The organism is Pseudomonas bubulae (assembly GCF_037023725.1).
Taxonomy (GTDB): domain Bacteria; phylum Pseudomonadota; class Gammaproteobacteria; order Pseudomonadales; family Pseudomonadaceae; genus Aquipseudomonas; species Aquipseudomonas bubulae.
The window spans coordinates 2,995,636-3,020,898 of sequence record NZ_CP146077.1; the positions used below are offsets into that span (position 1 = coordinate 2,995,636).

22 protein-coding genes are annotated in these 25,263 nt (G+C 60.6%); 16 read left to right on the forward strand and 6 right to left on the reverse strand.

Annotation, left to right across the window (positions count from 1 at the left end):
* Positions 1 to 28: 28 nt before the first annotated feature.
* Both V6L81_RS13830 and V6L81_RS13835 read right to left on the reverse strand, forming a co-directional pair.
* Positions 29 to 856, reverse strand: coding sequence for an alpha/beta fold hydrolase (locus V6L81_RS13830; protein ID WP_095000427.1), 828 nt, complete (start codon positions 854 to 856; stop codon positions 29 to 31).
* A 17-nt stretch (positions 857 to 873) separates the two neighbouring features.
* Positions 874 to 2,205, reverse strand: coding sequence for an MFS transporter (locus V6L81_RS13835; protein WP_095020041.1), 1,332 nt, complete (start codon positions 2,203 to 2,205; stop codon positions 874 to 876).
* Between the two features lie 379 nt (positions 2,206 to 2,584).
* On the opposite strand from V6L81_RS13835, the gene V6L81_RS13840 reads away from it, so the two are divergent.
* The 15 genes from V6L81_RS13840 to V6L81_RS13910 all read left to right on the forward strand — a co-directional run bounded on the left by V6L81_RS13840 (position 2,585) and on the right by V6L81_RS13910 (position 20,716).
* Entirely contained in the window at positions 2,585 to 3,319 is a 735-nt protein-coding gene (locus tag V6L81_RS13840) for an SDR family NAD(P)-dependent oxidoreductase (RefSeq protein WP_095000425.1), read from the forward strand.
* Positions 3,320 to 3,349: 30 nt separating this feature from the next.
* On the forward strand, positions 3,350 to 4,123 hold the full coding sequence (locus tag V6L81_RS13845) for an SDR family NAD(P)-dependent oxidoreductase (RefSeq protein WP_095020040.1): 774 nt from the start codon (positions 3,350 to 3,352) through the stop codon (positions 4,121 to 4,123).
* Between the two features lie 10 nt (positions 4,124 to 4,133).
* Positions 4,134 to 4,763, forward strand: coding sequence for a nuclear transport factor 2 family protein (locus V6L81_RS13850; RefSeq protein WP_095000423.1), 630 nt, complete (start codon positions 4,134 to 4,136; stop codon positions 4,761 to 4,763).
* 9 nt (positions 4,764 to 4,772) lie between these two features.
* Entirely contained in the window at positions 4,773 to 5,846 is a 1,074-nt protein-coding gene (locus V6L81_RS13855; protein ID WP_095000422.1) for an alkene reductase, read from the forward strand.
* A complete protein-coding gene (locus tag V6L81_RS13860; RefSeq protein ID WP_338660043.1) occupies positions 5,843 to 7,705 on the forward strand; it encodes a long-chain-acyl-CoA synthetase in 1,863 nt (620 codons plus the stop codon). Before V6L81_RS13855 ends, V6L81_RS13860 begins: the two co-directional genes overlap by 4 nt.
* Entirely contained in the window at positions 7,698 to 8,783 is a 1,086-nt protein-coding gene (locus V6L81_RS13865) for an MBL fold metallo-hydrolase (protein WP_153379326.1), read from the forward strand. Before V6L81_RS13860 ends, V6L81_RS13865 begins: the two co-directional genes overlap by 8 nt.
* A gap of 64 nt (positions 8,784 to 8,847) precedes the next feature.
* Positions 8,848 to 10,515 (forward strand): DUF1302 domain-containing protein, encoded by a 1,668-nt coding sequence (locus tag V6L81_RS13870; RefSeq protein WP_095023571.1) that lies wholly within the window; start codon positions 8,848 to 8,850, stop codon positions 10,513 to 10,515.
* 140 nt (positions 10,516 to 10,655) lie between these two features.
* Complete coding sequence (locus V6L81_RS13875; RefSeq protein ID WP_095018040.1) at positions 10,656 to 11,867, forward strand: thiolase family protein; 1,212 nt, start codon at positions 10,656 to 10,658, stop codon at positions 11,865 to 11,867.
* 5 nt (positions 11,868 to 11,872) lie between these two features.
* The gene (locus V6L81_RS13880; protein ID WP_338660044.1) at positions 11,873 to 12,811 is read left to right on the forward strand and encodes an OB-fold domain-containing protein; all 939 of its coding nucleotides are present in this window, start codon (positions 11,873 to 11,875) and stop codon (positions 12,809 to 12,811) included.
* Between the two features lie 202 nt (positions 12,812 to 13,013).
* Positions 13,014 to 13,904 (forward strand): VOC family protein, encoded by an 891-nt coding sequence (locus V6L81_RS13885; protein WP_338660045.1) that lies wholly within the window; start codon positions 13,014 to 13,016, stop codon positions 13,902 to 13,904.
* Positions 13,905 to 13,914: 10 nt separating this feature from the next.
* Positions 13,915 to 14,790, forward strand: coding sequence for a CoA transferase subunit A (locus tag V6L81_RS13890; RefSeq protein WP_095000415.1), 876 nt, complete (start codon positions 13,915 to 13,917; stop codon positions 14,788 to 14,790).
* An 11-nt stretch (positions 14,791 to 14,801) separates the two neighbouring features.
* On the forward strand, positions 14,802 to 15,599 hold the full coding sequence (locus tag V6L81_RS13895) for a CoA-transferase subunit beta (protein ID WP_095000414.1): 798 nt from the start codon (positions 14,802 to 14,804) through the stop codon (positions 15,597 to 15,599).
* Between the two features lie 15 nt (positions 15,600 to 15,614).
* A complete protein-coding gene (locus V6L81_RS13900; RefSeq protein WP_095000413.1) occupies positions 15,615 to 16,520 on the forward strand; it encodes an enoyl-CoA hydratase in 906 nt (301 codons plus the stop codon).
* Positions 16,517 to 17,623, forward strand: a complete 1,107-nt coding sequence (locus V6L81_RS13905; protein ID WP_095000412.1) for a nitronate monooxygenase family protein — start codon at positions 16,517 to 16,519, stop codon at positions 17,621 to 17,623. The genes V6L81_RS13900 and V6L81_RS13905 overlap by 4 nt, the downstream gene beginning before the upstream one ends.
* Positions 17,624 to 17,743: 120 nt before the next feature.
* Entirely contained in the window at positions 17,744 to 20,716 is a 2,973-nt protein-coding gene (locus V6L81_RS13910; RefSeq protein WP_338660046.1) for an RHS repeat-associated core domain-containing protein, read from the forward strand.
* Between the two features lie 140 nt (positions 20,717 to 20,856).
* Here the strand turns inward: V6L81_RS13910 and V6L81_RS13915 are convergent, their stop codons facing one another.
* The 4 genes from V6L81_RS13915 to V6L81_RS13930 all read right to left on the reverse strand — a co-directional run bounded on the left by V6L81_RS13915 (position 20,857) and on the right by V6L81_RS13930 (position 23,999).
* On the reverse strand, positions 20,857 to 21,624 hold the full coding sequence (locus V6L81_RS13915; RefSeq protein ID WP_095018034.1) for an SDR family oxidoreductase: 768 nt from the start codon (positions 21,622 to 21,624) through the stop codon (positions 20,857 to 20,859).
* A gap of 23 nt (positions 21,625 to 21,647) precedes the next feature.
* The gene (locus V6L81_RS13920; RefSeq protein WP_095023575.1) at positions 21,648 to 22,715 is read right to left on the reverse strand and encodes a phosphotransferase family protein; all 1,068 of its coding nucleotides are present in this window, start codon (positions 22,713 to 22,715) and stop codon (positions 21,648 to 21,650) included.
* Between the two features lie 201 nt (positions 22,716 to 22,916).
* On the reverse strand, positions 22,917 to 23,231 hold the full coding sequence (locus V6L81_RS13925; RefSeq protein ID WP_095000408.1) for an SCP2 sterol-binding domain-containing protein: 315 nt from the start codon (positions 23,229 to 23,231) through the stop codon (positions 22,917 to 22,919).
* 57 nt (positions 23,232 to 23,288) lie between these two features.
* Positions 23,289 to 23,999, reverse strand: a complete 711-nt coding sequence (locus V6L81_RS13930; RefSeq protein WP_095023576.1) for a histidine phosphatase family protein — start codon at positions 23,997 to 23,999, stop codon at positions 23,289 to 23,291.
* Positions 24,000 to 24,206: 207 nt separating this feature from the next.
* Here V6L81_RS13930 and sohB point away from each other — a divergent pair, with 207 nt between their 5' ends.
* A complete protein-coding gene (gene sohB, locus V6L81_RS13935) occupies positions 24,207 to 25,226 on the forward strand; it encodes a protease SohB (protein ID WP_095000406.1) in 1,020 nt (339 codons plus the stop codon).
* The last annotated feature ends 37 nt before the right edge of the window (positions 25,227 to 25,263 follow it).

Consider the following 25,263-nt stretch of genomic DNA (forward strand, 5'->3'; position numbering starts at 1 on the left):
GGCAGCCGCAGGTCATGCAGGTATACGGTTAGCCGCGCAGGAACTCCAGGCACGCCTTGTTGAACATGTCGCGGTGTTCGACCTGTACCCAGTGGCCGCACTGATTGAGCATGATAAAACGCGCATTGGGAGCGTGGGTCAGCACTTTAAGCGCGCCGGATGCGGGGTTGAAATTGTCGTCGGTGCCCCAGAACCCGAGGATCGGTGCCTGCAGCTCTTCAAGGCGCTCGGTCATGTTGGGCACCATCATGGTGCTGAACAGATTGCGCGGCTGATGCACGGCCACGGCCACGCGCTCGGCCAGCAGGTTGTCGTCCAGTAGCGCGGTGTCGAACAGTTGCAGGCTCATGATCCGGCGCATTTGCTCGATGCCCAGCGGGCCTGCGTTATACAGCTCGACCATGCGCTGGATGCCGATCATCTTGAAGTAGGTTTCGCGCTCTTCAACACCGCCTGGCGCCATGAGAATCAGTTTTTCGACGCGCTCCGGCTCAGCCAGCGCCAGGCCCAGGGCAATCGCACCGCCCAGGGAATTGCCGAGCAAGGTGGCGCGCTTGACCCCCACTGCCTTGAGAAAGCCCGACATGGCGTTGACGAAGAACGCCAGGTCGTAGTTCACATCTTCCGGTTTGTCGGAGCGGCCGAAGCCCGGCAAATCCACCACCAGATTGCGAAAGCCGTTAGCCACAAACTGCGGATAGTTGCCCTTGAAGTTGCTGTAGCCACTGGCGCCCGGGCCACTGCCGTGCAACCACAATACGACCGGGCCGCTGCCCTCGTCGAGAAAGTGCAGGCGCAGGCCGCTGTCCAGTGTCACAAAGTGGCCGATGGGCAGGGGAAGGTCTTGTTCGGTCATCACTCAATCTCCAGTTGTCAGGCAGTGGCCGCGTCAGCCAGCGGTGCTGGGGTCGGGGTCTTGTTCATCAGGTGGTTGCGGTAGCGCGGCAAGGCCATGGCCAGAAACACCGAGGCCAGAACCAGCAGCGAGATACAGGAAGCCAGGGCATAGCGCAGGCCTTCGTTGCCCAGGGTATGGGCAAAGCCGTCACTGAGCATGCCGATCAGCAGCGGCCCGACACCGACCCCGAGCAGGGTCATGGCCATTACAAAAATTGCAGTGGCCTGGGCCAGGCGGGTGGCTGGAAACAGATGGGAGATGGCGCCCAGGCAGGGCGTTGCCCACCAGGTGCCAAAAAAGCTGAATACGCAATAAAACAGAAACGCGGTCGGCATGGGTGTGCTGCCCATATAAAATGCAGTGCCCACTGGCCAGAGGAAATACGCCAGACCGAACGGGATGCTGATCAGCGTGCCCAGCAGCGGCACCCCGATTTGCCAGCCCTTGTCGCGACGCACCAGGCGATCACACAAAATGCCGCAGGTCAGGGTGCCGATGGTTGCCCCGGCACCGCCTGCGACCCCGGCCAGCAGGCCCGCGTCCTGCAGGCTCAGGCCGTGGGAGCGGATCAGGAAGCTCGGGCTCCAGGTGCCGATGGCATAACCGGCAATGGCCGCCGAGCCGCCGGTGCACACCAGCCAGAGAAAGGACGGTGTCTGGAACAACTCGCGAACCGTGACCAGCCAGTGGTCTTGCGCGACCAGATTGGGGCTGACCAGCATCGCCGGCTTGGGTGCCCGCACGGTAAACAGCAGGATCAGGCCGAGCAAAATCCCCGGTGCGCCGATCACCACAAAAGCGAAACGCCAGCCGTAATGCTGGGCAATCCAGCCGCCCAGACCGAGGCCGAAAATCGCCCCCAGACTTGAGCCCAGCATCAATACCGACAGGGCGGTCGAGCGGCGGTCGGGCGGGTAGAGGTCCGAGACCATGGCCATTGACGGCGCGGTGCCCCCGGCTTCGCCGATAGCGACCCCGATCCGGGCGATCACCAGCATGGTAAAGCTGGCGGCAAAGCCGCAGAAAATGGTCATGACGCTCCAGGCAATACAGCTGAAGGCGATGACTTTTTTGCGCCCGATCCGATCGGACAGGCGCCCCAGCGGAAAGCCGAAAAGGGTGTAGAACACGGCAAAGGTCACACCTGAAAGCAGACCTATACCGGTATCGGAAATGCCGAACTCGGCCTTCACCGGTTCGATCAAAATGGCCATCAGCAGCCGGTCTATGTAGTTGAAGATATAGATGGCTGCCAATACGCCCAGTGCGTAATGGGTTCGCCAGGTGGGGCGCAAGGGTATGGACACGACGGGTCTCCCGGTTTTTGTTCTAGTGAGTGAGTTATTCCACGAACCGGCTGGAGGAACATCGTCCATTTAGACCAGCCGGTCATGCACAGAATCTCTCTGGGGATGAAAGCTGTAGATACTCTGTTGCAGGTCAAGCCCTATTGTGGGAGCGAGCCTGCTCGCGAACGACCTTCGCGAGCAGGCTCGCTCCCACAGTTGCAGTGTTTCTGCAGCTGCCGTAGGAACTAGGCTGCTCGTCAGCTGCTACGGTCGTCATCCGCTCTTGAGCTGCTTAGTCCCATCGGACGATGTTCAGCTTTTAGCCGCAGTCAATGATTGCTCCCATACACCGTCCGGGCTTACCGGCGGGCCGACTTCGGGCAGGTGGGAGAACAGGATGAAATTGCTTAACAAAGTGGCGTTTGTAACCGGTGCAGGCCAGGGCATGGGACGAGCGATTGTTCGTCACTTTGCCGAGCAGGGTGCCAAGGTGGTCGCCGCCGACATCAACCTCGATGCCGCGCGTCAAAGTATTGAAGGGCTGGGCGAAAAGGCCCTGGCAGTGTCCTGTAACGTCGCTGACAGCGACTCGGTCGCCACCGCGATGGCTGCCGTGCATGCACATTTCGGCAGCCTCGATGTGCTGGTCAATAATGCCGGTATCGGCTCCATCGATGCCTTCGCACAAACCCCGGACGAACACTGGCAACGAGTGATCGGGGTCAACCTGACCGGGCCGTTTTTCTGCAGCCGAGAAGCGGTGAAGCTGATGCTCGCCGCTGCCACGCCCGGCGTGATTATCAATATCTCCAGCACCGCCGCCCTGACCGGCGAAGGTCCGAGCCATTACTGTGCAGCCAAGGCCGGGGTAATGGGCCTGACCCGCAGTATGGCGCGCGAACTGGCCGGCAACGGCATACGGGTCAACACCATCGTTCCCGGCCCGACCAACACGCCGATGATGGCTGACATCCCGGACGACTGGATGCAAAGCATGCTCAAGGCCATCCCCTTGGGTCGCATGGGTGAAACCGATGAAATCGCTCGCGTCGCGGCCTTTCTGGCCAGTGATGACGCAGCGTTCATCACCGGTCAGAACCTCGCGGTCAACGGCGGCATGGCGTTTATCTGAGTGCCGCGCACAGCAATGGGAGAGCAGATCATGGGTACTCGTTTACAAGACAAAATTGCCTTTATCAGCGGCGCCGGTTCAGGCATCGGCGCGGCCACGGCGTTGCGCTTTGCCGAAGAAGGCGCGCTGGTGGTGTTGTGCGGGCGACGCATCGAGCCGCTGCAAGCCGTAGCGGCACAGATCCGTGACAGCGGCGGCCGCGCCGAATGCGCGGTGGCCGATGTCAGCAATGAAGCCGCTTATGTCGGCGCCATCAGCGAGGCGGCACAGCGCCACGGCCGTCTGGATATTCTGGTCAACAACGCCATGGCCTACAGCTGGGGCGCGATTGACAGCACCTCGACCGCTGACTGGCATTCGAACTTCGCCACCACGGTGGACGGCACCTTTTGGGGCACACGCACGGCCATGGGCCTGATGCGCGCCCAGGGCAGCGGTTCGATCATCAACCTGGCCTCGATCTGCGGGCAGTTCGGTACGCCGTGGATGGCCGGTTACTCGGCGGCCAAGGCCGCGGTGATCAACTTCAGCCGCGCTGCGGCCAGTGAAGGTGCCAGCCACAACATCCGTTGCAACGTGGTCAGCCCGGGTGTGGTCGAGACACCGGCCACGGCAGGCATGCTCACCGATGACAAGACGCGCACCAATACCGAAAAACTGATCCCGCTCAAGCGCGTCGGCCAGCCGGTGGAAGTGGCCAACGCCATTCTGTTCCTGGCCAGTGACGAAGCTTCATACATCACCGGTGCTTGCCTGCCGGTGGATGGCGGACGCAGCAGTGAGCTGTACACGGTATTGGAATAAGGACCCTTTTATGGAACAGAGCGCTTTGTTAGCCCGTCTCGATCGGCTGGAATCGATTGATGAGATCCGCCAGCTGGCTGGTAAATATTCGTTGTCGCTGGACATGCGTGACCTCGATGCCCACGTCAATCTGTTTGCCGAAGACATTCGCGTAGGCCGCGAGAAAACCGGGCGTGCGCACCTCAAGGCCTGGGTCGACGACACGTTACGCGACCAGTTTCACGGCACTTCCCATCACCTGGGCCAGCACCTGATCGAGTTCACCGACCCGGACCATGCCGTGGGCGTGGTGTATTCCAAGAACGAGCACGAGACCGGCCCCGAGTGGGTGACCATGCAAATGCTCTATTGGGATGACTATGAGCGCATGCAGGGGCGCTGGTATTTCCGCCGTCGCCTGCCGTGCTACTGGTACGCCAGTGACCTCAACAAACCGCCGATCGGCACGCAAAAAATGCGCTGGCCGGGGCGCGAACCCTACGCCGGTACGTTCCACGATCTGTTCCCGTCGTGGACCGAGTTCTGGGCCAGCCGCCCGGACAAGGAGCAACTGCCGCAAGTGGCGACAGCGGCTCCGCTCGAGCACTTTCTTGCCACCCTGCGCCGTGGGGCTGGCGCACCGAAAATCCGCGTGCGCTGAGGAAATACCATGAGCATTCTGTTTGAACCCGTGCGCCTGGGTGAGCTTGAACTGGCCAACCGTATCGTCATGGCGCCCATGACCCGCAGCCGCGCCGATCAACACGGGGTGCCGACGGCCGAGATGGTGGAGTATTACCGTCAGCGCGCTTCTGCCGGATTGATTGTCGCCGAAGGCACGGCGCCCTCGGCCAGTGGCCTGGGCTACTGTCGCACCCCGGCGATTTACTCCCCGGCACAAATTGCCGCCTGGAAAGCCGTGACCGATGCAGTGCATGCCGAAGGTGGCCTGATTGTGCTGCAACTGATGCATGTGGGGCGTGCAGCCAGCGCCCACAACAAACCGGCAGGCGCCGCCACGGTAGCGCCGTCGGCCTTGCGCGCCCGCACCCAGCTGTTTACCGACACTGCCGGGATGGTCGATACCGACGAGCCGCAGGCCTTGTCGCCGCACGACATCGAACAGGTCATCGAAGATTACCGCCAGGCCGCACTCAATGCACGCCAGGCCGGTTTTGATGGCGTCGAGCTGCACTGCACCAGCGGTTATCTGCCGATGCAATTCATGGCCTCGGGCAGCAACCGGCGTGAAGACCAGTACGGTGGCAGTGTTGAAAATCGCGTGCGCTTCCCGCAGCAGGTGCTGGCAGCGATGGCTTCGGCTATTGGCCCCGGGCGTGTCGCCTTGCGCCTGTGCCCGGGCAATCCGTTCAACGATATCGATGACGAAGACCCGCTGGCCACCGCAGTTGCCCTGTGCAAGGCCGCCGAGCCGATGGGCCTGGCTTATGTGCATATCATGCGCTCACCGCTGGCGGAACTGGATGCCTTTGCCCTGGCCCAGCGTCATTGCAGCAACGGCCTGATCCTCAATGACGGTTTTGACGGCGAATCGGCACAAGCCGCGCTGCAGGCCGGGCAGGGCGATGCGGTGTCGTTTGCCCGGCACTTTATTGCCAACCCGGACCTGGTCGAGCGCTTGCGCAAGGGCTTGCCCCTTGCCCGCTTCGACCGCAAGACCCTGTACTCACCTGGCCCGGAAGGCTACAGCGATTACCCGCTGGCCGAGGCGGTGGCGCCATGAACGACATGTCCCGCATCAGCACTCTGACGGCAGTCAGACAACAGCCCGTGCCCCGTGATCAGACCCAGGCACTGCTGGATTTGCGTTCTGCGGCCAGCGGCCAGATCAAACCGGCGGACCTGTATACCCTGGCCGACCGTCTTGAAGGGCAGGCCCGTGCATTCCCCGATCGGCCTTTTTTGATCGACGGCGAGCAGCGTATCACCTACGCCGCCGTGGAAGCCCAGGCCAATCGCATGGCCCATGTGTTTTATGCCAAGGGTCTGCGCCCCGGGGATGTGTGCGCGATTGCCATGGAGAACCGTCCGCAGTTCTTCTACAGCTGGTTCGGACTGGTCAAGCTCGGTGTGGTGGTGGCGTTTATCAACACCCAGGTCAGTGGCAAGCCACTGGTGCATGCCTTGCAATCCACGGCGGCCAGGGCGGTGGTGGTGGGGGAAGAGTGCCTGGCCAATCTGCTGGGCACTCAAGGTTTGCCCGATGTCCCGCTGTGGCTGGTCAACGATGCACTGAACCCCTTTGGCGGCGAGCTGCCGGCCATTGTCGATATTGACTTTGAACAGCACGTCGCCGCTGCCCCGGCCACGGTCTTCGCCCGTGACGTGCGTGCGGCGATTACGGCCGAAACCACCACGCTGCTGATATTTACCTCGGGCACCACCGGCCTGCCCAAGGCGGCACGCTATAGCCATATGCGCTGGTTGTCCTCGGGTGACGTGATGGAAGTCACCCTGGGGGCCACCTGTGACGACGTATTTTACTGCTGCCTGCCGCTGTACCACGGCGCGGCGGCCACTTCGGTGACGTCCACGGCACTGCGCGCAGGTGCGAGCATTGTGTTGCGGCGCAAGTTCAGCGTGCGTGAGTTCTGGCCGGATGTGCGCCGCAACCGCATTACCGTGTTCCAGTACATCGGCGAGATCTGCCGCTACCTGCTCAACCAGCCAGTGGTGACCGGTGAGCGCGAGCACAGTTTGCGCCATATGCTCGGCGCCGGGCTCACGCCTGAATCCTGGCAGCGCTGGCTGGAGCGTTTTGGCCCGATCCAGGTGTTCGAGGGCTGGGGTGCCACCGAAGCCAACGCCAACCTGATCAATGTCGACAACTATGTGGGCTCCTGTGGTCGCGTGCCGGACTGGAGCCGCACCAATCTGCGCCTGGTGCGTTACGACGTGGAAAGCGACAGCCATCCGCGGGATGCAAACGGTTTTTACCAGTTGTGCCAACCGGGAGAAATCGGCGAGGCAATGGGCTTTATCGTTGATCACCCGCAGATAGGCGGTGGGCGTTTCGAGGGGTACACCAGTACTGCGGCCAGCGAGAGCAAGATCCGCCGCGATGTGTTTCAACGTGGTGATGCCTACTGGAGTTCGGGCGATCTGCTGCGTTATGACGACGACGGCTATTTCTATTTTGTCGACCGCATCGGCGACACCTTCCGCTGGAAAAGCGAGAACGTCTCAACCCTGGAAGTGGCCGACACCCTGAGTGATATGCCGGGGCTTGAACTGATCAACGTGTACGGCGTGCAGGTACCTGAACACGAAGGCCGTGCGGGGATGGCGGCGATCTTGATGCAGCCCGGGCATAGCTTTGACCCGCAGGCTTTTTATGAGCTGACGCAAACCCGTTTGCCGCGTTATGCCGCGCCGGTGTTTGTACGGGTAACACTGGCGGCGGACCTGACCAGCACCTTCAAGCTGCGCAAGGTTGATTTGCAGCGTCAGGGTTACGCGCCGCAGTTGTTTGCCGATCCGCTGTTTGTGCGCGATGAAAGTAGCCGCACCTATCAGCCGTACTCCCTGCAAGTGCTGGCCCGTAACGGTCTGCTGCCGTTTGCAGGTGCCGGCCATGAATGAACTCGACGCTCAAGGCCATCAATGGCGTGACGGCCTGCGCTACCCCTGGCCACAGGCCCCGGCCAGCGGCCAGGTGCAGGAGGTGGCCGAGGGCGTGCTCTGGCTGCGCATGCCGCTGCCGTTTGGCCTTGATCACATCAACCTGTATCTGCTGCGTCACGGTGACGGCTGGGTGGCGGTGGATACCGGGCTGAACAGCGATCAATGTCGCGCCGTGTGGGAGCAGGTGTTTGTCGAAGCCATGGCTGGCTTGCCCCTCAAGGCGGTCATTTGCACCCATTTTCACAGTGACCACACCGGTGTGGTGGGCTGGCTGGCCGAGCGATTTCGTTGCCCGGTGCTGATGACCCATGGCGAGTTCGAGGCGCTGCACCATGGCCCGCCGCGAGCGACGGCACCGGACTGGGCGTTTCTGGATTTTTATCAAAAGGCCGGCTTCAGCGCCGAGCGCGCGACGGCGTTGCTGCCGCTGATCCAGGGCGAGCACTTTCGCCCGCAACTGGTGGCGGGGTTTACCCGGTTGAACCAGGGCAGCCAGTTGACCATCGGCGGGCGGCGCTGGGAGGTGGTGATGGGGAACGGTCATTCACCGGAACACGCCTGTCTGTATGCGCCGGACGATGGTTTGCTGATCTCCGGCGACCAGGTGTTGCCGCGCATCACTTCCACCATTGCCGTGTATGTCAGCGAGCCTCAGGCCAACCCTTTGCGGGACTGGCTGGACTCGATCGAACGGTTGCGCACGATCCCCGACCACGTACTGGTGCTGCCGGCCCATGAACGGCCGTTTTACAACCTGCATCTGCGCCTGGACCAGTTGCGCGACCACCATCGCCAGCACCTGCAGCAGTTGCTGGCAGCGTGCGAACAACCGCGCACCGGGCTGGAAATGATGGGGGTGCTGTTCAAGAAACTGTCAGGCCGTTTCGACGAGCTGATGGCGCTAGGCGAGACGTTGGCGCATGCCAATTACCTTATGGCCGAGGGGGCGCTCGTTCGTGAGGAAGAAGGAGGGCTGCATCGTTATCGACAGGCCCCGACAGGAGTCGTGAAGTTCGACCCGCTTGAGTTGCTTTGAACACAACGCAATGACGCTTGAACCCATCGAAGCGGCCACCGAGTCGCTAATCAGGAGAGGCAGAGTGATCAATAAAAATAACAATAATTGTTCAGGGCAGCGCCCGCACAACTTCCAGGCCAGTGGCCTGGCCGTTGCCGTGGCGCTGGTCTGCAGCCCGCTGTGGGCAGGGGACACCATCGAGTTCGATGACGGCACCACGATTGATTGGTCGGTCACCACCAGCTATGGCATCGGTACGCGGCTGGGCAATCCCAGCGGCCGGTTGATGGGGGTCAACGTCGATGATCCGAACCGCAACTTTGATCAGCACAGCCTCACCACCAACCGGGTGGGCGCGCTGGGCGAAATGATCCTGCGCAAGGACAACTACGGTGCGGTGGTGCGCGCCAGTACCTTTTACGACGATGTGTATCACCGCAAGAATGACAACGATTCACCGGCCACCGTCAACAAATACGGCGACAACGACGAGTTCACCAGTGACACCCGCTACTACAGCGGTGGCCGCACGCGCCTGCTCGACGCTTATGTGTTTGGCGGCTGGCGTTTTGAAAACGACACCATGCTCGACGTAAAAGCGGGTCGGCATATCGAGTCATGGGGCGAGAGCCTTTACTACCCTGGCGTCAACGGCGTGCAGAACCCGTCCGATGCGGTCAAGGCCGCGCAGCCGGGGGTTGAGGTCAAAGAGGTGCTGCTGCCGGTGGGGCAGTTCTCGGCGTCTTACCGGATCAACCCGCAAATTACCCTGGGCGGTTATGTGCAGTACGAGTGGAAGGGCACCGAACTGCCGCCGGTGGGCAGCTTTTTGTCGACTTCCGACGTGATCGGCCCGGGCCGCGAATTTTTGTATATGGGCGCCAACAAGGTGCCTTACCTGGGCACCGACGAGCCGCGCGACAGCGGCCAGTGGGGTGCTCAGGTCCGCTACAGGCCGATTACCGACCTCGAAGTATCGCTGTTCCATGTTGTGTACCACGACAAAAACCCGGCCACTGCGCTGGTGGGCTGGGACCCGATACCGGCAGGCCCCGGTGGCCTGGCTTACAAGGCCAACGGCTACCGGGTCAAATATTTTGAAGACATCAAACTCACCGGTATCAGTGCCACCACCAAGCTTGGCGAGTACCAGCTTGGTGCGGAGTGGTCTTATCGCGACGGTGCTCCGGTGATGGTCAATACCGGTCTGGGCCCGGTGCCGGCCAAGGGTAAGGGCCAACAGTTCCAGTTGTCGGCCATGCGCATCCTGGGGGACCGCCCCTGGGCCAGCCAGACCACCCTGACCGGTGAGTTTGTCACGGTGCGTGCCGACCACGCCGACGAAACCTCTGCCGCGCCGAACCTTGAAGGTGTGGGCCTGTTGCCGTCGCTGGTGCCGTCCGTGCAACCGTCCGATCAGTACACCTACAAAACGGCCACGGCCTGGCGTACCCGCTCCTCAAGCGCGTACACCGTGGGCGCCTCGTTCAGTTACCCGGGCGTATTCCAGGGCTGGGACCTTGAAGTGCCGTTCACCTTCTCCAACGTATTCAGCGGTGCGGCACCGATGTCGGGAACCATTGCCGGGGTGGCGGGGGACAGGCGCCTGAGTGCGGGTACCACCTTCAAATACCTGGGCAACCTGGAAGTATCGCTCAGGTATATCGGGTACCTGGGCTCCCCCGACCCGATCTACCGCCCGCTGGCAGACCGTGACTACGCCACGTTCTCGATGAAATACACGTTCTGACGACTTGCCTGCCCCTGTGTGGGAGCGGGCTTGCTCGCGATACAGGCACTGAGGTTTTGCAGCAGAACCGCGTCGGTGCCAGCGCGAGCAAGCCCGCTCCCACGGAACGGCCTGATTTGCACTTTTAAAGAGAGAAAACCATGGGTCTTAAAGGTCATGCCGCCATTGTTGGCAGCGCTCAGTACAAACCGGAGAAATACGCCACGGCCCCGCGCATGTTCCATCTGGAACAAGTGGCTGACCTGGCGGCCCGGGCGTTACAGGATGCCGGCTTGCAGGCATCGGATCTCGACGGGCTGGTGATCAATGGCCCGCATTTTCATGAAGCCTCAGTGTTCGTCCCGGCCATGGCCGCCGAGTACCTGGGCTTGCGCCTGAATTTTGCCGAAGTGGTCGACCTTGGCGGCTGTACCTCGGTGGGCATGGTCTGGCGCGCTGCCGCTGCGATTGAGCTGGGTTTGTGCCAGGCGGTGCTGTGTGTGCTGCCCGCGCGCATGGCGCCCATGGGCCCGGATGAAGACGCCAGCTGGATGGCCCGGGCCATGCGCTTTGGCGGCCACAGCACAGCGTTCGGTGCACCTGAAGCCGAGTTCGACTTGCCGTATGGGCATATGGGCCAGAACACCGGCTACGCGATGATCGCCCAGCGCTATGCCGCGCAATATGGTTATGACCCGCGGGCACTGGCAAAAATCGCGGTCGATCAGCGCACCAATGCGCAGTACAACCCCGAAGCGATGTTTTACGGCCAGCCGCTGACCATCGAGCAAGTGCTGGCCAGTAAAAAAGTTGCCGAACCGCTGCATGTACTGGAAATCGTCATGCCGGTGGCCGGTGGCGCCGCGATGATTATCGCTTCCAAAGAGGTGGCAGCACGGGCGCGCAAGCGGCCGTCGTGGATCACCGGCTTCGGCGAGCACCTGGCGTTCAAGTCGCCGTCCTATGCCCAGGACATGCTGCACACACCTATCGGGCCTGCCTCGCAGCGCGCATTCGCAATGGCCGGGCTCAAACCGGCCGATGTGGATGCGGCACAAATTTACGACTGCTACACCATCACCGCCTTGCTGACCCTGGAAGACGCCGGTTTTTGCGCCAAGGGCGAAGGCATGAACTTTGTCCGTGAACACGACCTGACCTGGCGCGGCGATTTTCCGATGAACACCCATGGCGGCCAGCTCAGCTTTGGCCAGGCCGGCGCGGCGGGGGGGATGAGCCAGGTGATCGAGGCGGTGACGCAAATTGCCGGAGAAGCGGGCGAGCGCCAGCTCAAACGCTGCGACACGGTATATGTCTCAGGCACCGGTGGGGTGATGAGTGAGCAGGGCGCATTGATACTTCAGGGAGCATAAATCCGATGTCGAACAACAAACCAATGCCGGTTCCGACCGAGATTTCTGCACCGTTCTGGGAAGGCCTGAAGGCCGAGCGCCTGCTGATTCAGCAATGTGAACGATGCAGCCACTGGGTGTTTTATCCGCGCAGGCACTGCCCGGCGTGCTTTACCCATGCCCTGACCTGGCGTGAAGTCAGTGGTGGCGCGACGCTGTACAGCTTTACCGTGACACGCATCGCGACCCTGCCGGACTTTGCCGATGAAATGCCGCAGATACTGGCGGTGGTCGAGCTGGATCAGGGTGTGCGCATCAATACCAATCTGGTCGGGCTGGACGAGTCTGAAGTGAAAGTGGGCATGCGCCTGCAACCGGTATTTGCCGAGGTCGATGCCAAGGGCAACCGGCTGCTGCGTTTTACCGGGCTGGACAAGGATGCCGAGGCGTTGAAGACGCTGCGTACGGTTGAGCAACCGGTGCCAGAAACCGCAGTGCCAGTGCGCCAGATTGCCCTGGATGACGAAGAGGGCCTGCAGGCGCTGGTCAGCGACGAGTTCAGCCCGTGGAGCAACCAGGTGGTGGTCGATCAGGGCCTGATTGACAGCTTTGCCCAGTTATCCGGGGATGATTACTGGATCCACACCGATCCGGAACGTGCGCGCAAGCAAAGCCCGTTTGGCGGGACCATCGCCCACGGTGCGCTGGTGCAGATCCTGCAGTCACGGATGAAACTCAACCTGGGTTATGAGATCACCGGGTTCACCAATATGGCCAACTATGGTTCGGATCGCCTGCGCTTCCCGGCACCGGTGCCGGCGGGCTCGACCATCCATGCGCGGGCCCGGGTCAAGCGGGTAGAGCGGGTCAGAAGCGGTACTCAGCTGACCCTGGAACTCAATACCCATGTGCTGGGCAGCGAGCGGCCGTCGGTGATCAATGAACTGGTGATTTTGTATATGTGATGCCCTGTGGGAACGGGCTTGCCCGCGATGCTATCGACGCGGTTTTAATGACACGCCGCGCCGCCTGCATCGCGGGCAAGCCCGCTCCCACCGGTTTAAGGCGCCCCACCCGAGCGCTTTAGTCTCAACGGACGATGAACCCCACCCCCATCCTTCCCATACTCCTCCAAGCCAATAAATACAGGCATTGAGGAGCAGGCACATGATCGACATTCGTGGTTTGAGCTACTTCGTTGCAGAGTCTGCAGATCCCGCTCAATGGCAGCGTTACGCCGAAGACGTGCTCGGGATGATGGTCAGCGAAGCACCCGCCGGCGGCTTGTACGTGAAGATGGATGAGCGTCCGTATCGCATGCTTATCGTGCCGGGCGGTGAGTCGCGGTATCTGGCTTCCGGTTGGGAGCTGGCCGGCGAAAAGGCTTTCAACGCCGCGATCGAAGTGCTGGATCAGGCCGACGTCAACTGGCGCCTGGGCAGCGCCGAACAGTGCGATCAGCGCGGTGTGCAAGCACTGCTGCACGTCACCGACCCTTCAGGTAACCGCCATGAATTGAGCTGGGGCCATCGCTCCGATTGCCAGCCCTTTGTCTCGCCCCAGGGAGTGCCGGGTTTTGTCACCGGTGATATGGGCCTGGGCCACACCGTACTGCCCGCGCCAAATTTCGATGCCACCCTGGCGTTTGCCAAGGATGTGCTGGGCTTTGAGCTGTCGGATATTTTCAACTTCCGTCCCGACCCTTCGGCACCACCGATCCGCATCCATTTTCTGCATTGCAAAAATAGCCGTCACCACAGCCTGGCCCTGGCCGAGTACCCGGTGCCGTCCGGCTGCGTGCATGTGATGGTCGAGGTCGAGTCGATGACCGAAGTGGGCCGCGCCCATGACCGGCGCATCGCGCATGACGTACAGCTGTCGGCCACCCTCGGCCAGCATCTGAATGACCGCATGACCTCTTTTTATATGAAAACCCCTTCAGGTTTTGACCTGGAGTATGGCTATGGCGGCTTGCTGGTGGATTGGCAGGACCACAGCGCTTTTGAATTCACCCGGGTAAGCCTGTGGGGCCATGACTTCTCCGCAGGACAGTCGTAAGGAGCACTACATGAACAAGCAAATGACAGCGGCAGACGTGGTCGGCCAACTGCGCGACGGCATGACCATCGGCTTCGGCGGCTGGGGCCCGCGGCGCAAGCCAATGGCGATCGTGCGCGAGATCCTGCGTTCTGACGTCAAGGATCTCACCGTGGTCGCCTATGGCGGTCCCGAGGTCGGCATGCTCTGCGCTGCCGGCAAGGTCAAAAAACTGATTTTCGGCTTTGCCACCCTCGATGCCATCCCGCTCGAAGCCTACTTTCGCAAGGCCCGCGAGGCCGGAGAACTGGAGCTGATGGAACTGGACGAGGGCATGCTGCAATGGGGCCTGCGGGCCGCCGGCATGCGTCTGCCGTTCTTGCCGACCCGCTGTGGCCTGGCCACCGATGTCAGCCGCCTGAACCCCGGGATCAAGCAGGTGCAGTCGCCCTATGCTGATGGCGAGGTGTTGCTGGCCATGCCGGCGCTGAATCTGGATATCGCCTTTTTGCACGTCAACGTTGCCGACCGCCTGGGCAATACCCTGGTAACGGGCCCCGATCCTTATTTCGATCATTTGTATGCCCGTGCCGCCAAACAGTGCTTTGTCTCCTGTGAGCGGATCGAGGAGCGCTTGAACCTGGATGCTGCCCAGGCCCGCTTCAACACCTTCGAACGTTATCTGGTCAGCGGCGTGGTGCATGCACCCTTTGGTGCGCATCCGACAGCCTGCCCGTCCGACTACGGCTGGGACCTTAGCCACTTGAAACGCTACAGCGCCAGCGCTGCCGAAGAAGGTGGCTGGGAAGGTTATGTAGCCGAGTTTGTGACCCCGGGCGAAAGCGCCTACCAGGCCAGCAATGGCGGGGTCGATCGATTGAGCGCTTTGCCGCTGCCCGTGTTTTGAGGAGTGTGGACATGACTGCTACTAGCGAATTTACCCTGGCTGAACTGTTGATCGTGGCCGCCTGTGAAGCCTGGCGCGGTAACGGCGAAGTGATTGCTTCGGGCCTGGGGGTAATCCCGCGCCTGGGCGCGAGCCTGGCCAAACTGACCCATAGCCCGGAACTGTTGATGACCGACAGCGAGGCATTTCTGGTGGAAGAGCCTATCCCCCTGGGGCCGCGTGGAGATTTTGTACCGCGTTATTCGGGCTATCTGTCGTTCGAGCGGGTGTTCGAGTGCGTGTGGGGCGGGCGTCGCCACGCCATGATCGGTCCGACCCAGATCGACCGCTGGGGCCAGACCAACCTGTCGTGCATTGGCGACTACCAAAAGCCCAAGGTGGCAATGCTCGGGGTGCGCGGTTTGCCGGGCAACAGCATCAACCATATCAACTCGTTCTTCGTGCCGTCGCACAACACCCGGGCGTTTGTCGCCGGGGAAGTGGACATGGTCTCGGGTGTCGGCTTCAAGCCCGAGCGCTGGGAAGAGGGCATGCGCAGCGACCTGATGGACATCCGCCTGATCGTCACCGACCTGTGTGTGATGGACTTCGGCGGACCGGACCGGGCCGTGCAGGTGCGTTCCCTGCATCCGGGCGTGAGCTTTGAAGAGGTACAGGAGAAAACCGGTTTCCCGCTGCTCAAGGCCGCCGACCTCAAGCAGACCGTGGCGCCGACGCCGGAGCAACTGGCGCTGATCCGCCGCCTCGATCCCCATGACTATCGCGCCTCTGCGCTCAAGGGCAACCCGCCCGGCATTCGTCAGGCCTGATGGCCAGGAGTTCATATGAGCAGCGACAGCGAATTTGTGCAGCGGGCTGACACCGCTGTGTATGAAACCGAGGACCCGGTGCTTTATGGGGTGGCCGATGGTATCGCCACGCTGACCATGAACCGGCCGACCGTCAATAACGCGCAAAACTCACAGATGACCTACGCCCTGGACGACGCCTTGCGCCGTGCCGTCAATGACGATGCGGTGAAGGTCATTGTGCTGCGCGGCAATGGTAAGCATTTTTCCGCAGGGCACGATATCGGCACGCCGGGGCGCGATATCAACAAGGAATTTGAGCGCGCCAGCCTGTGGTGGGACCACACCAACAAGCCGGGCGGCGAGTACCTCTATGCCCGCGAGCAAGAGGTGTACCTGGGCATGTGCCGGCGCTGGCGCGAACTGCCCAAGCCGACCATTGCCATGGTGCAGGGGGCGTGCATTGCCGGCGGGCTGATGCTGGCCTGGGTCTGTGATTTGATCGTGGCCAGTGACGATGCTTTTTTTCAGGACCCGGTGGTACGCATGGGCATTCCGGGGGTTGAGTATTTTGCCCACCCCTATGAACTGAACCCGCGCATTGCCAAGGAGTTTCTGTTTACTGGCGATCGTATGAGCGCCGAACGCGCCTACCAGATGGGCATGGTCAATCGCCTGTTTACCCGCGAAGGGCTGGAGGCCGGTACCTATGCGCTGGCAGCGGCCATCGCCAAACAGCCGCGCATGGGCCTGGCCCTGACCAAGCAGGCGATCAATCACGTCGAGGACTTGCAGGGCAAGCGTACGGCGATGGACGCGGTGTTTGCCTGGCATCACTTCGCCCATAGCCATAACGAGCTGCTGTCCGGGGACAAGCTGGGCGGCTATGACGCCAAGGCCATGATTGAAGCGAACAAGAGTGCTGCGGGAGAGCGTGGATGAGTGACTATCTGCAAACGGCGTTGACCGATGCCCTGGGCTGCCGTTACCCCATTGTGCAAACCGCGATGGGCTGGGTAGCGGACGCCAATCTGGTGATCGCCAGTACCCGTGCGGGGGCCTTCGGTTTTCTGGCCGGAGCGACCATTGCGGCGGATCAGCTGGAGGGCCAAATCCTGCGGGTGATCGAGGCCACGGGGGGGAGTAATTTCGGCCTCAATTTCCATATGTTCCAGGAAAACGCCGCGCAGTGCGTGGACCTGGCCATCAAGTACCGCCTGCGAGCCGTCAGCTATGGCCGCGGCCCCGACCGCCAGACCATCGGGCGTTTCAAAAAGGCCGGGGTGTTGTGCATTCCCACCGTGGGTGCGCTTAAACACGCACTCAAGGCCGTGGAACTGGGCGCAGACATGGTCACCGTACAGGGCGGCGAGGGTGGCGGGCATACCGGGGGCGTGCCGAGCACCATTTTACTGCCGCAGGTGCTGGATGCGGTGCGGGTGCCGGTGATTGCCGCGGGGGGCTATTCCACCGGGCGCGGGCTGGCCGGAGCGCTGGCCACAGGTGCGGCCGGGGTGGCCATGGGCACGCGGTTCCTGATGACCCAGGAATCGCCCACCCCGATCGCGACGCTGGAGCGTTACGTGAAAGTGACCGACCCACAGCAGATTCGCGTGACGACGGCAGTGGATGGCATGCGCCACCGCATGATCGAAAACGCTTTTATCAATCGTCTGGAAAAAGCCGGTGCCTTTGGCCGCCTGCGCATTGCCCTGGGCAGCGCCTGGCACTGGAAGCAACACACCGGCATGAGCCTTGGGCATATGCTCGGTGTATTTGCCAAATCAATAAAAGAAGACCCTGCTGCGCTGTCGCAGACGGTGATGGCGGCCAATCAGCCGGTGCTGTTGCAGCGCTCGATGGTGGATGGCGTACCGGATGAGGGGATTTTGTCCAGCGGGCAGGTGGCCGCTGCCATTGGCGAACTGAAAAGTTGCCAGAGCCTGATCGACGAGATGGTGCAAGAGGCCGAGCGCTGCCTGATAGCGGTGAATGCACGTCATCAGGCAGCGCGCTGTAAGGCGGGGGAAGCGGCAGCCATCTGAAACGGCTGGCTCTGCTGTAATTTAACTTATCTGGATACAAAGCCTGTCCGCTCTGGCCCGTGGGGCAAGCATTCTGATCACTACACTTTTTAATTATTGTGCAGTTCAGGAAGCTGATTTATGCCCCAAGCCTTGCATCGCCATACTCCCTTGCTAACCGCTTATGACCCTCGCGGGCTGGCCATCTGCACGGTGGCCTGTCATCGGCGCACTGCGGCGCAGGAACCTGAAGCGAGGATCAGCCGCCAGGTGTTTGGCCCCAGCGGTTTTTTGACCGAACAGTGGGATCCGCGTCTGGTGGCATTGCGCCGTAAAAATCCGACTACGGTGCCCAATCAGCGCAATCGATCTTCGCTGTCGGGGCGCCTGCTGCGCAGCGACAGTGTTGACCGCGGCGTGCGTATCAGCTTGGCAGGGGCGGGCGGGCAACTGCGCTTTAGTTGGGATGCCCGGGGTACCCGCAGCATCTGGGAATACGATGAACTGCTGCGCCTGAACGCCGTATTCGAACAGGGCGCCGGAACTGAGGTTGCGCATTGTGTCGAGCGTCTGACCTATGCCGACAACAGCGCTGTGCATGCGCGCCAAAATGGCTGCGCCCGGCTGATTCGTCATGACGACCCTGCCGGCACGCTGTGGTTTGAGGGCTATGACCTGCTGGGGCATGTGACGAGTCAGTCACGGCGATTCGTACGTGACGCATCCCAAGCGCCCAACTGGTCGCCGCAGGCCGGGTTGCGTGAGCAGCACCTTGAATCCCGAAGCTGGCGCACTCAATGGCGCCGTGATGCTGTGGGCCAGTTGGTTGAGCAAATCGATGCCCAGGGCAATCGGCAGCGTATGCGCCATGATGTGGACGGTCTGCTGGCTGCGGTGATGGTCAATCTCGGCAGCGGTCGCCAGCACAGTGTGGTGCAGCAAAGATCCTATAACGCGAGCGGCCAGATAGAAGTTGAACGGTCGGGCAACGGGGTAGTGCGTGCCCTGGCCTACAGCCCGTTGGATGACCGCCTGCAGCAACTGAAAACATGGCGCACCAGTAATCCGGGTGAAGCCTTGCAGGACTTGAACTATGTCTATGACCGGGTTGGCAATGTGCTGAATATCCGTGATGCAGCGCAACCTGTGCTGTGGTCTGATAATACCCGGCTGCAAGCATTGAGCACTTATACCTACGACTCGCTCTACCAGCTGATAGAAGCCACGGGCCGTGAAAACGCCAGCAATCTCAATGGCCCGCAGCTGCCCGTTGCTGCGGGCCTGGGTGCGGCCAACGGTCAGCGTATGCGTAACTACCGTCAGTCGTATACCTACGATGCAGGCGGCAATCTTGCCCGGCTGCAACACATGCCCAGCCACGGTTCCGGCTATACGCGACAGATGAACGTGGCTGACCACAGCAATCACGGCCTTGAACAAAAGTCGGGGCTGCCCGCCCGCCCCGGGCTGGCAAGCGGCTTTGACGCGAATGGCAACCAGCAGGTACTCGAACCGGGGCAGTGGCTGAGCTGGACCCTGCGCAATCAATTGCAGCGAGTTACCCGTGTCACACGCCAGGACGGTGCCAACGATGATGAGGCCTATGTCTACGACAGCAGCGGGGCAAGGGCGCTTAAAATCAGACAGTCCCATGGCCATCGTCAGCCCCGTCGTGAAGAGGTGTATTACTTGCCCGGTCTCGAAGTCCGGCGCAACAGCGCCACGGGCGAATGGTTGAATGTGCTGACGGTGGCCGGTGATCTCAATAGCGCGAGCATATTGCAGTGGGAGAAGGGGCGCCCCGAAAGCATCGATAACGAACACATGCGTTTAAGCCTCTCGGACCATCTGGGCTGCAGCATGCTGGAGCTGGATGGCTCTGGGCGGTTACTCAGTCAGGAAAGCTACTACCCCTATGGAGCCACTGCCTGGTGGGCGACGAAAAATACCCTTGAAGCCCGTTATAAATTTATTCGCTATTCGGGCAAGGAGCGCGATGCCAGCGGGCTTTACTATTACGGCTTGCGGTATTACGCACCGTGGCTGGCGCGCTGGATCAGCGCCGATCCGGGCGATGATATTGATGGCATGAACCTGTACGCGATGGCGCTGGGCAATCCCGTCGGCAGGGTCGACGAGCAGGGCCTGCTGAGTTCGGAGGCGGCTATTGGCCGGTTTGCCGGATTGCACTCGGCCATCTCCGGGCTGTCCAGGCAGATCAGGTCGCGGTGGCAGGCTTCGAGTGCCGCCGCGATTCGTGATGGGCTGGCAACCTGGATCAGTAATGTTGTCGGGGTGGGGGTCGACCTGGCCCTGTTTGAGGGTCGTCAACCGACTCACGGGCTCAATGTTGCCTTGCGAAGTACGGTAAATGCCATTGATGCACTGGCTGTCATGCACATGGGTACCGGGCTTTTTGCAAACTTGACTCACTGGAGCCCCTTTATCGGTTTTATTGCCGCAAACGTTACGCACAGGGGCTTTGAAATGCGAGGTGCCAGCGAGGGGGCGGGTTCTGATGAGGTTTGGGATCCCGTGGCTCGAGTGAGGCTGGCGGGGCATGTGCGCTCACTTACACGTGAAGTCCTGCAGCAGACCTTGAGAGGTTACGGTGACAGCGTGTCCTGGGGCCAGACCCCGGTAAGCTCCAGAGTCATGCGAACGATGATGAGCGCAGGTGCCTATGGCCTGGCTACTGTTCCCAACGCGGTCTATGGTCAGTTTGTGCCAGGGCCACTGCAGCCGAATATAGCCCCTGTGATCGAGGCTTATGACGGGGCGGCGGGTTCTTACATTCGCGCAGGCCATCAATCTGCTCAGCTGGATCGTCACGTGAATACGCTGCAGATCCCGCCAGGGATGGCCACGTTTCATGGAGGCATGAGCAGGATGTTCAATCAGACGTGGGTTTACTGGGCCGGGGTCGGGATCGAGGCCATCGCCGCGTATGTCACAGGTTCGCCGATAGCGCAGCAAAGTTCACGGGCCAGGGCCTGGGTGGGGGCTGCCAAAGGGGCGGTATCGGCACTGACCGAGGTGCGTGGGCTTTTGCTGCAAACGGCCAGAAGTGGTTACAACAGCCTGTTCAAGCGTTGGAGACCGGTCAAGCACTGATGATGGATAACCTGCGGCGGCGGGCCTGTTCGCGATGATAGTGCTCCGGTTTGGTGTGATACGCCACGCTGCCTGCACCGCAGGCATTGTGCTGCCCACGCTGTCTGAGGCTTGCCAGATCATCGTGGCAGCGCTTGGCATCAGGACAGAAATCCGCCATCTACATTCAGCGAGATACCCGTGGTGTAGCTCGATGCATCGCTTGCCAGATACAGCACAGCCCCGGCCATCTCGCCGGGGGCGGCGACGCGTTTGAGCGGGATGTGTTGCAGGGCGGTCTTGAGAATGGCGTCGTTGCTGACCAGCGCCGAGGCAAACTTGGTGTCGGTCAGCCCCGGTAGTAACGCATTGCAACGAATGCCGAACCCTGCACATTCCTTGGCAAACACCTTGGTCATATTGATCACCGCTGCCTTGGTCATCGAATACACACCCTGGAACACTCCCGGCGATACGCCGTTGATCGAGGCTACGTTAATGATGCTGCCGCCGCCGTGCTCACGCATCAGCTTCCCTGCCTCCACGGACATAAAGAAATAGCCGCGAATATTTACATCGACGGTTTTCTGGAAAGCGCCAAGGTCGGTGTCCAGTACGTTGCAGAACTGCGGATTGGTCGCGGCGTTGTTGACCAGAATATCGATGCGGCCAAAGTCTGCGCGTATGCGCGCAAAGGTCTGAGTGATCTGTTCCATTTCGCCAATATGGCAGGCGATGGCAGTGGCCTTGCCGCCCTCGGCGATGATTGCATCGGCCACTGGCTGGCAGCCTTCGAGTTTGCGGCTGGAGACAATGACGTGGGCACCTTGTTGGGCCAGCAGCCTGGCAATGGCTTCACCGATGCCGCGGCTGGCACCGGAAACAAAAGCGATTTTGCCATCAAGGTCGAACAGTTGAGTCCTGGACATGTTGATTCCCTGTTATCTGGGGCTTAGAGGCTGGAGCGGCGAATGACGTTGAGGCTCATCTGCTCCAGCAGCGCGTTCATTTGTATGAACTGGGCAAAACGTTTGTCTGCGGTCTGGCCGTGGTAGTAGCGGTAGTAGATCTGTTGAACGATACCCGCCAGACGAAACAGGCCGTAGGTGTAGTAGAAATCGTAGTTGTCTATCTGAATCCCGGAACGCTCGGCGTAGTAATCCACAAATTCGCGGCGGGTCAACATACCCGGAGCGTTGCTCGGCTGGCGCCGCATCAGTTGCACCGGTGCTGGGTCATCCGCCTCGATCCAGTAGGCGAGGGTGTTGCCCAGGTCCATCAGCGGATCACCCAGCGTAGTCAGCTCCCAGTCCAGCACGCCGATGATCTGCATCGGGTTGGCGGGATCTAGGATCACATTATCAAAGCGGTAGTCGTTGTGAACGATAGCCGGGGTCGGGTAGTCGGCTGGCATTTTGGCGTGCAGCCAGTCTTTTACTGCGTGCCAATGGGGTGCATCCGGGGTCAGGGCCTTTTCGTAGCGCTCGCTCCAGCCGCTGATCTGGCGCTGCACGTAGCCTTGCGGCTTACCCAGATCGGCCAGGCCGCAAGCGTTGTAGTCAACGCGATGCAACTCGACCAGTTTGTCGATAAAGCTCTTGCACAGGGTTCTGCTGGCGTCGGCGCCCAATGCCAGTTCCTGCGGCAGATCCGAGCGCAGGATGATGCCCCTGACCCGTTCCATGACATAGAACCCGGAGCCGATCAGACTTTCGTCGGAGCAGTGGGCGTAGGCCCTGGGGCAGTAGGGGAAGGCGTCCTTGAGCTGATTGAGGATGCGAAACTCGCGGCCCATGTCGTGCGCCGATTTGGCCTTTTGGCCAAAGGGCGGGCGGCGCAGTACCAGCTCTCGACCCGGGTATTCAATCAGGTAAGTCAGGTTCGAGGCGCCGCCGGGGAACTGGCTGATCGCAGGTTCCCCCACAAGGCCAGGAATATTTGCCTTGAGGTAAGGGTCAATGCGGCTGGCGTCGAGTTCTTCGCCGGTGCGGATGCGGGTGGACGAGTCGGTAAGCGCCATGTTTATCTCTTCTGTTTATAGTTGAGGCCTGACAACATTCGCTAATCTAATGGGCGGCCCGGGTCTCGACAAGTCGGCTGCTGCCTTAATAGGCAGGGCTGTTAGCAGGGGATCAGCGTCTTTGATGGCCACTGCCTCAATAAACCGCAGGGCAAAAAAAACCGAAGCGCGTGGGCTTCGGTTTTCGGTGCTGCGTGTGGCTTAGGCCGGGAACAGTTCGCTCAGTTTCATGGCCAGCATCATGTCGCCTTCAGCGCGCAGTTTGCCGCCCATAAATGCCTGCATGCCATCGGTTTCGCCGCTAACGATGCCTTCCAGGGTCTCGCCGTCCATCACCAGGGTGACCTGGGCGTCAGGGTTTTCACCTTCTTTGAGTTCACAAGTGCTGTCTTTAACGATCAGCGAGAAGTGTTTATCTTCATCGATGCGGAAACCAAAAACCAGGTCCAGGCCTGCAGCAGCGGCTGGGTTGAATTTGGCTTTCATTGCTTGAACGGCATCAGCTACAGAAGTCATGGTTCGATCCTTATATAGGGTGGAGTACGGCGGCCCGAAGGCCGCGGTTGCCGACGCTCAACGATAGGTGATGAGTGACGGCGTCTTCAACAGTTGCAAATGCACATGACTGTTGAAGGAAGCCAGGGTGACCCCGCGGCCATGAAACTTGAGCTGGCTGAGCGAGGTATTGACGATTTGCCAGCCGAGCTTGAAGGCATCGGTGGCCGGAATTCGGGTCAATAGGTGGACCAGGGCCGTAATGGTGCCTGCAGAAGTGAACACGACAATGTTCTGCTGGCCTTTGGCAAGGTCAAGAAGGCGATTGAGTCCGCCCTGAACCCGTTCGACAAAGCCCAGCCAGGTTTCCAGGCCGGGGGTGTCCCAGGTGCCGCTGAGCCAGCGCTCGATGATCAGCTCAAAGATACGCTGGAACTCGGCCGGATTGTGGGCGGCATTGTTCATCGCCGTCAGGGCCTCTGGCTCGTCCGGCAGCAAGCCGGGAAGCAGGGCATCAAGGATGGCGTAAGCATCGAATTCGTTGAAGGCAGCGTCTGTTTCCAGTGTAGGGGCGGGCAGCCCGGCGGCGTGCAGTTGTGCCAGGGCATGGCGTGCGGTGTCTTGCTGACGTGTCAGATCACCGGCCAGGCAACGGTCAAAGCGCAAATCCAGTTCGGCCAGATGCTGACCGGCAATTTGCGCCTGGTGCACGCCCAGTGGTGACAACTTGTCGTAGTCATCTGCACCAAAGGAGGCCTGGCCATGTCTGATCAAATAGATGCTGCCCACGTGCGCGTCATTCCTGAGCACTGAAAGTCAGGCGAGGTTAGGAGGATGGCAAGTGGCTGTCAATGAAAAAACATACGCTTGTTTGAATTGCTGCCAATGCCCCTGATCAAGGTGTTTCACGGCTGGCAGGCCCCGGTTGGCGTCGGTATGCTGGTTGTCATTGCGCGGCCCTGACCCTCGGGCTGCAATCGTTTTCAAGGAGAGGCTGTGGAATTTCTTGCCGAGTACGCCAGTTTTCTGGCTAAAACCGTGACTCTGGTGGTCGCCATTGTGGTGGTGCTGGTGACTGTTGCTGCATTGCGTGGCAAAGGGCGCCGTTCTACCGGGCAATTGCAGGTCACCAAGCTCAATGATTTCTACAAGGGCCTGCGTGAACGCCTGGAGCAATCGCTGCTGTCCAAAGACCAGTTCAAGGCACTGCGCAAGCAGACTGCCAAGGCCGACAAAAAACTGAAAAAACAGCCAGAAACCAAGGCAAATGTCTTCGTGCTGGATTTTCACGGTGATATCAAGGCTTCGGCGACAGAAAGCCTGCGCCATGAAATTACTGCCTTGCTGACCCTGGCCAGGCCGACTGACGAAGTGGTGCTGCGTCTGGAAAGTGGTGGTGGCATGGTGCACAGCTATGGCCTTGCGTCGTCGCAATTGGCACGTATCCGTCAGGCAGGCATTCCGCTGACGATCTGCATCGATAAAGTTGCTGCCAGCGGTGGCTACATGATGGCTTGTATCGGCCAGAAGATTATCAGTGCACCGTTTGCAATTCTGGGTTCCATCGGTGTGGTGGCGCAGTTGCCCAACGTCAATCGCCTGCTCAAAAAGCACGACATTGATTATGAAGTGCTGACGGCGGGCGAGTACAAGCGAACGCTTACGGTATTTGGCGAAAACACTGAAAAAGGTCGTGAAAAGTTCCAGCAGGACCTGGATATCACCCATCAGCTGTTCAAGAACTTCGTGTCCAAGTACCGCCCGCAGCTGGCGATTGATGAAGTGGCGACCGGGGAAGTGTGGCTGGGCGTTGCTGCGGTCGATAAACAGCTGGTCGACGAATTGAAAACCAGCGATGAGTATTTGTCCGAGCGGGCCGCGAATGCACAGCTGTATCACCTGCACTATGCCCAGCGCAAAAGTTTGCAGGAGCGTGTGGGGCTGGCTGCCAGCAGTTCGGCGGAACATGTTGTTGACTCATTGTGGAGTCGTTTGACCCAATCACGTTTCTGGTGATTAGTCAGGCGCTGTTGTAAGTTTTACAACAGCGCCT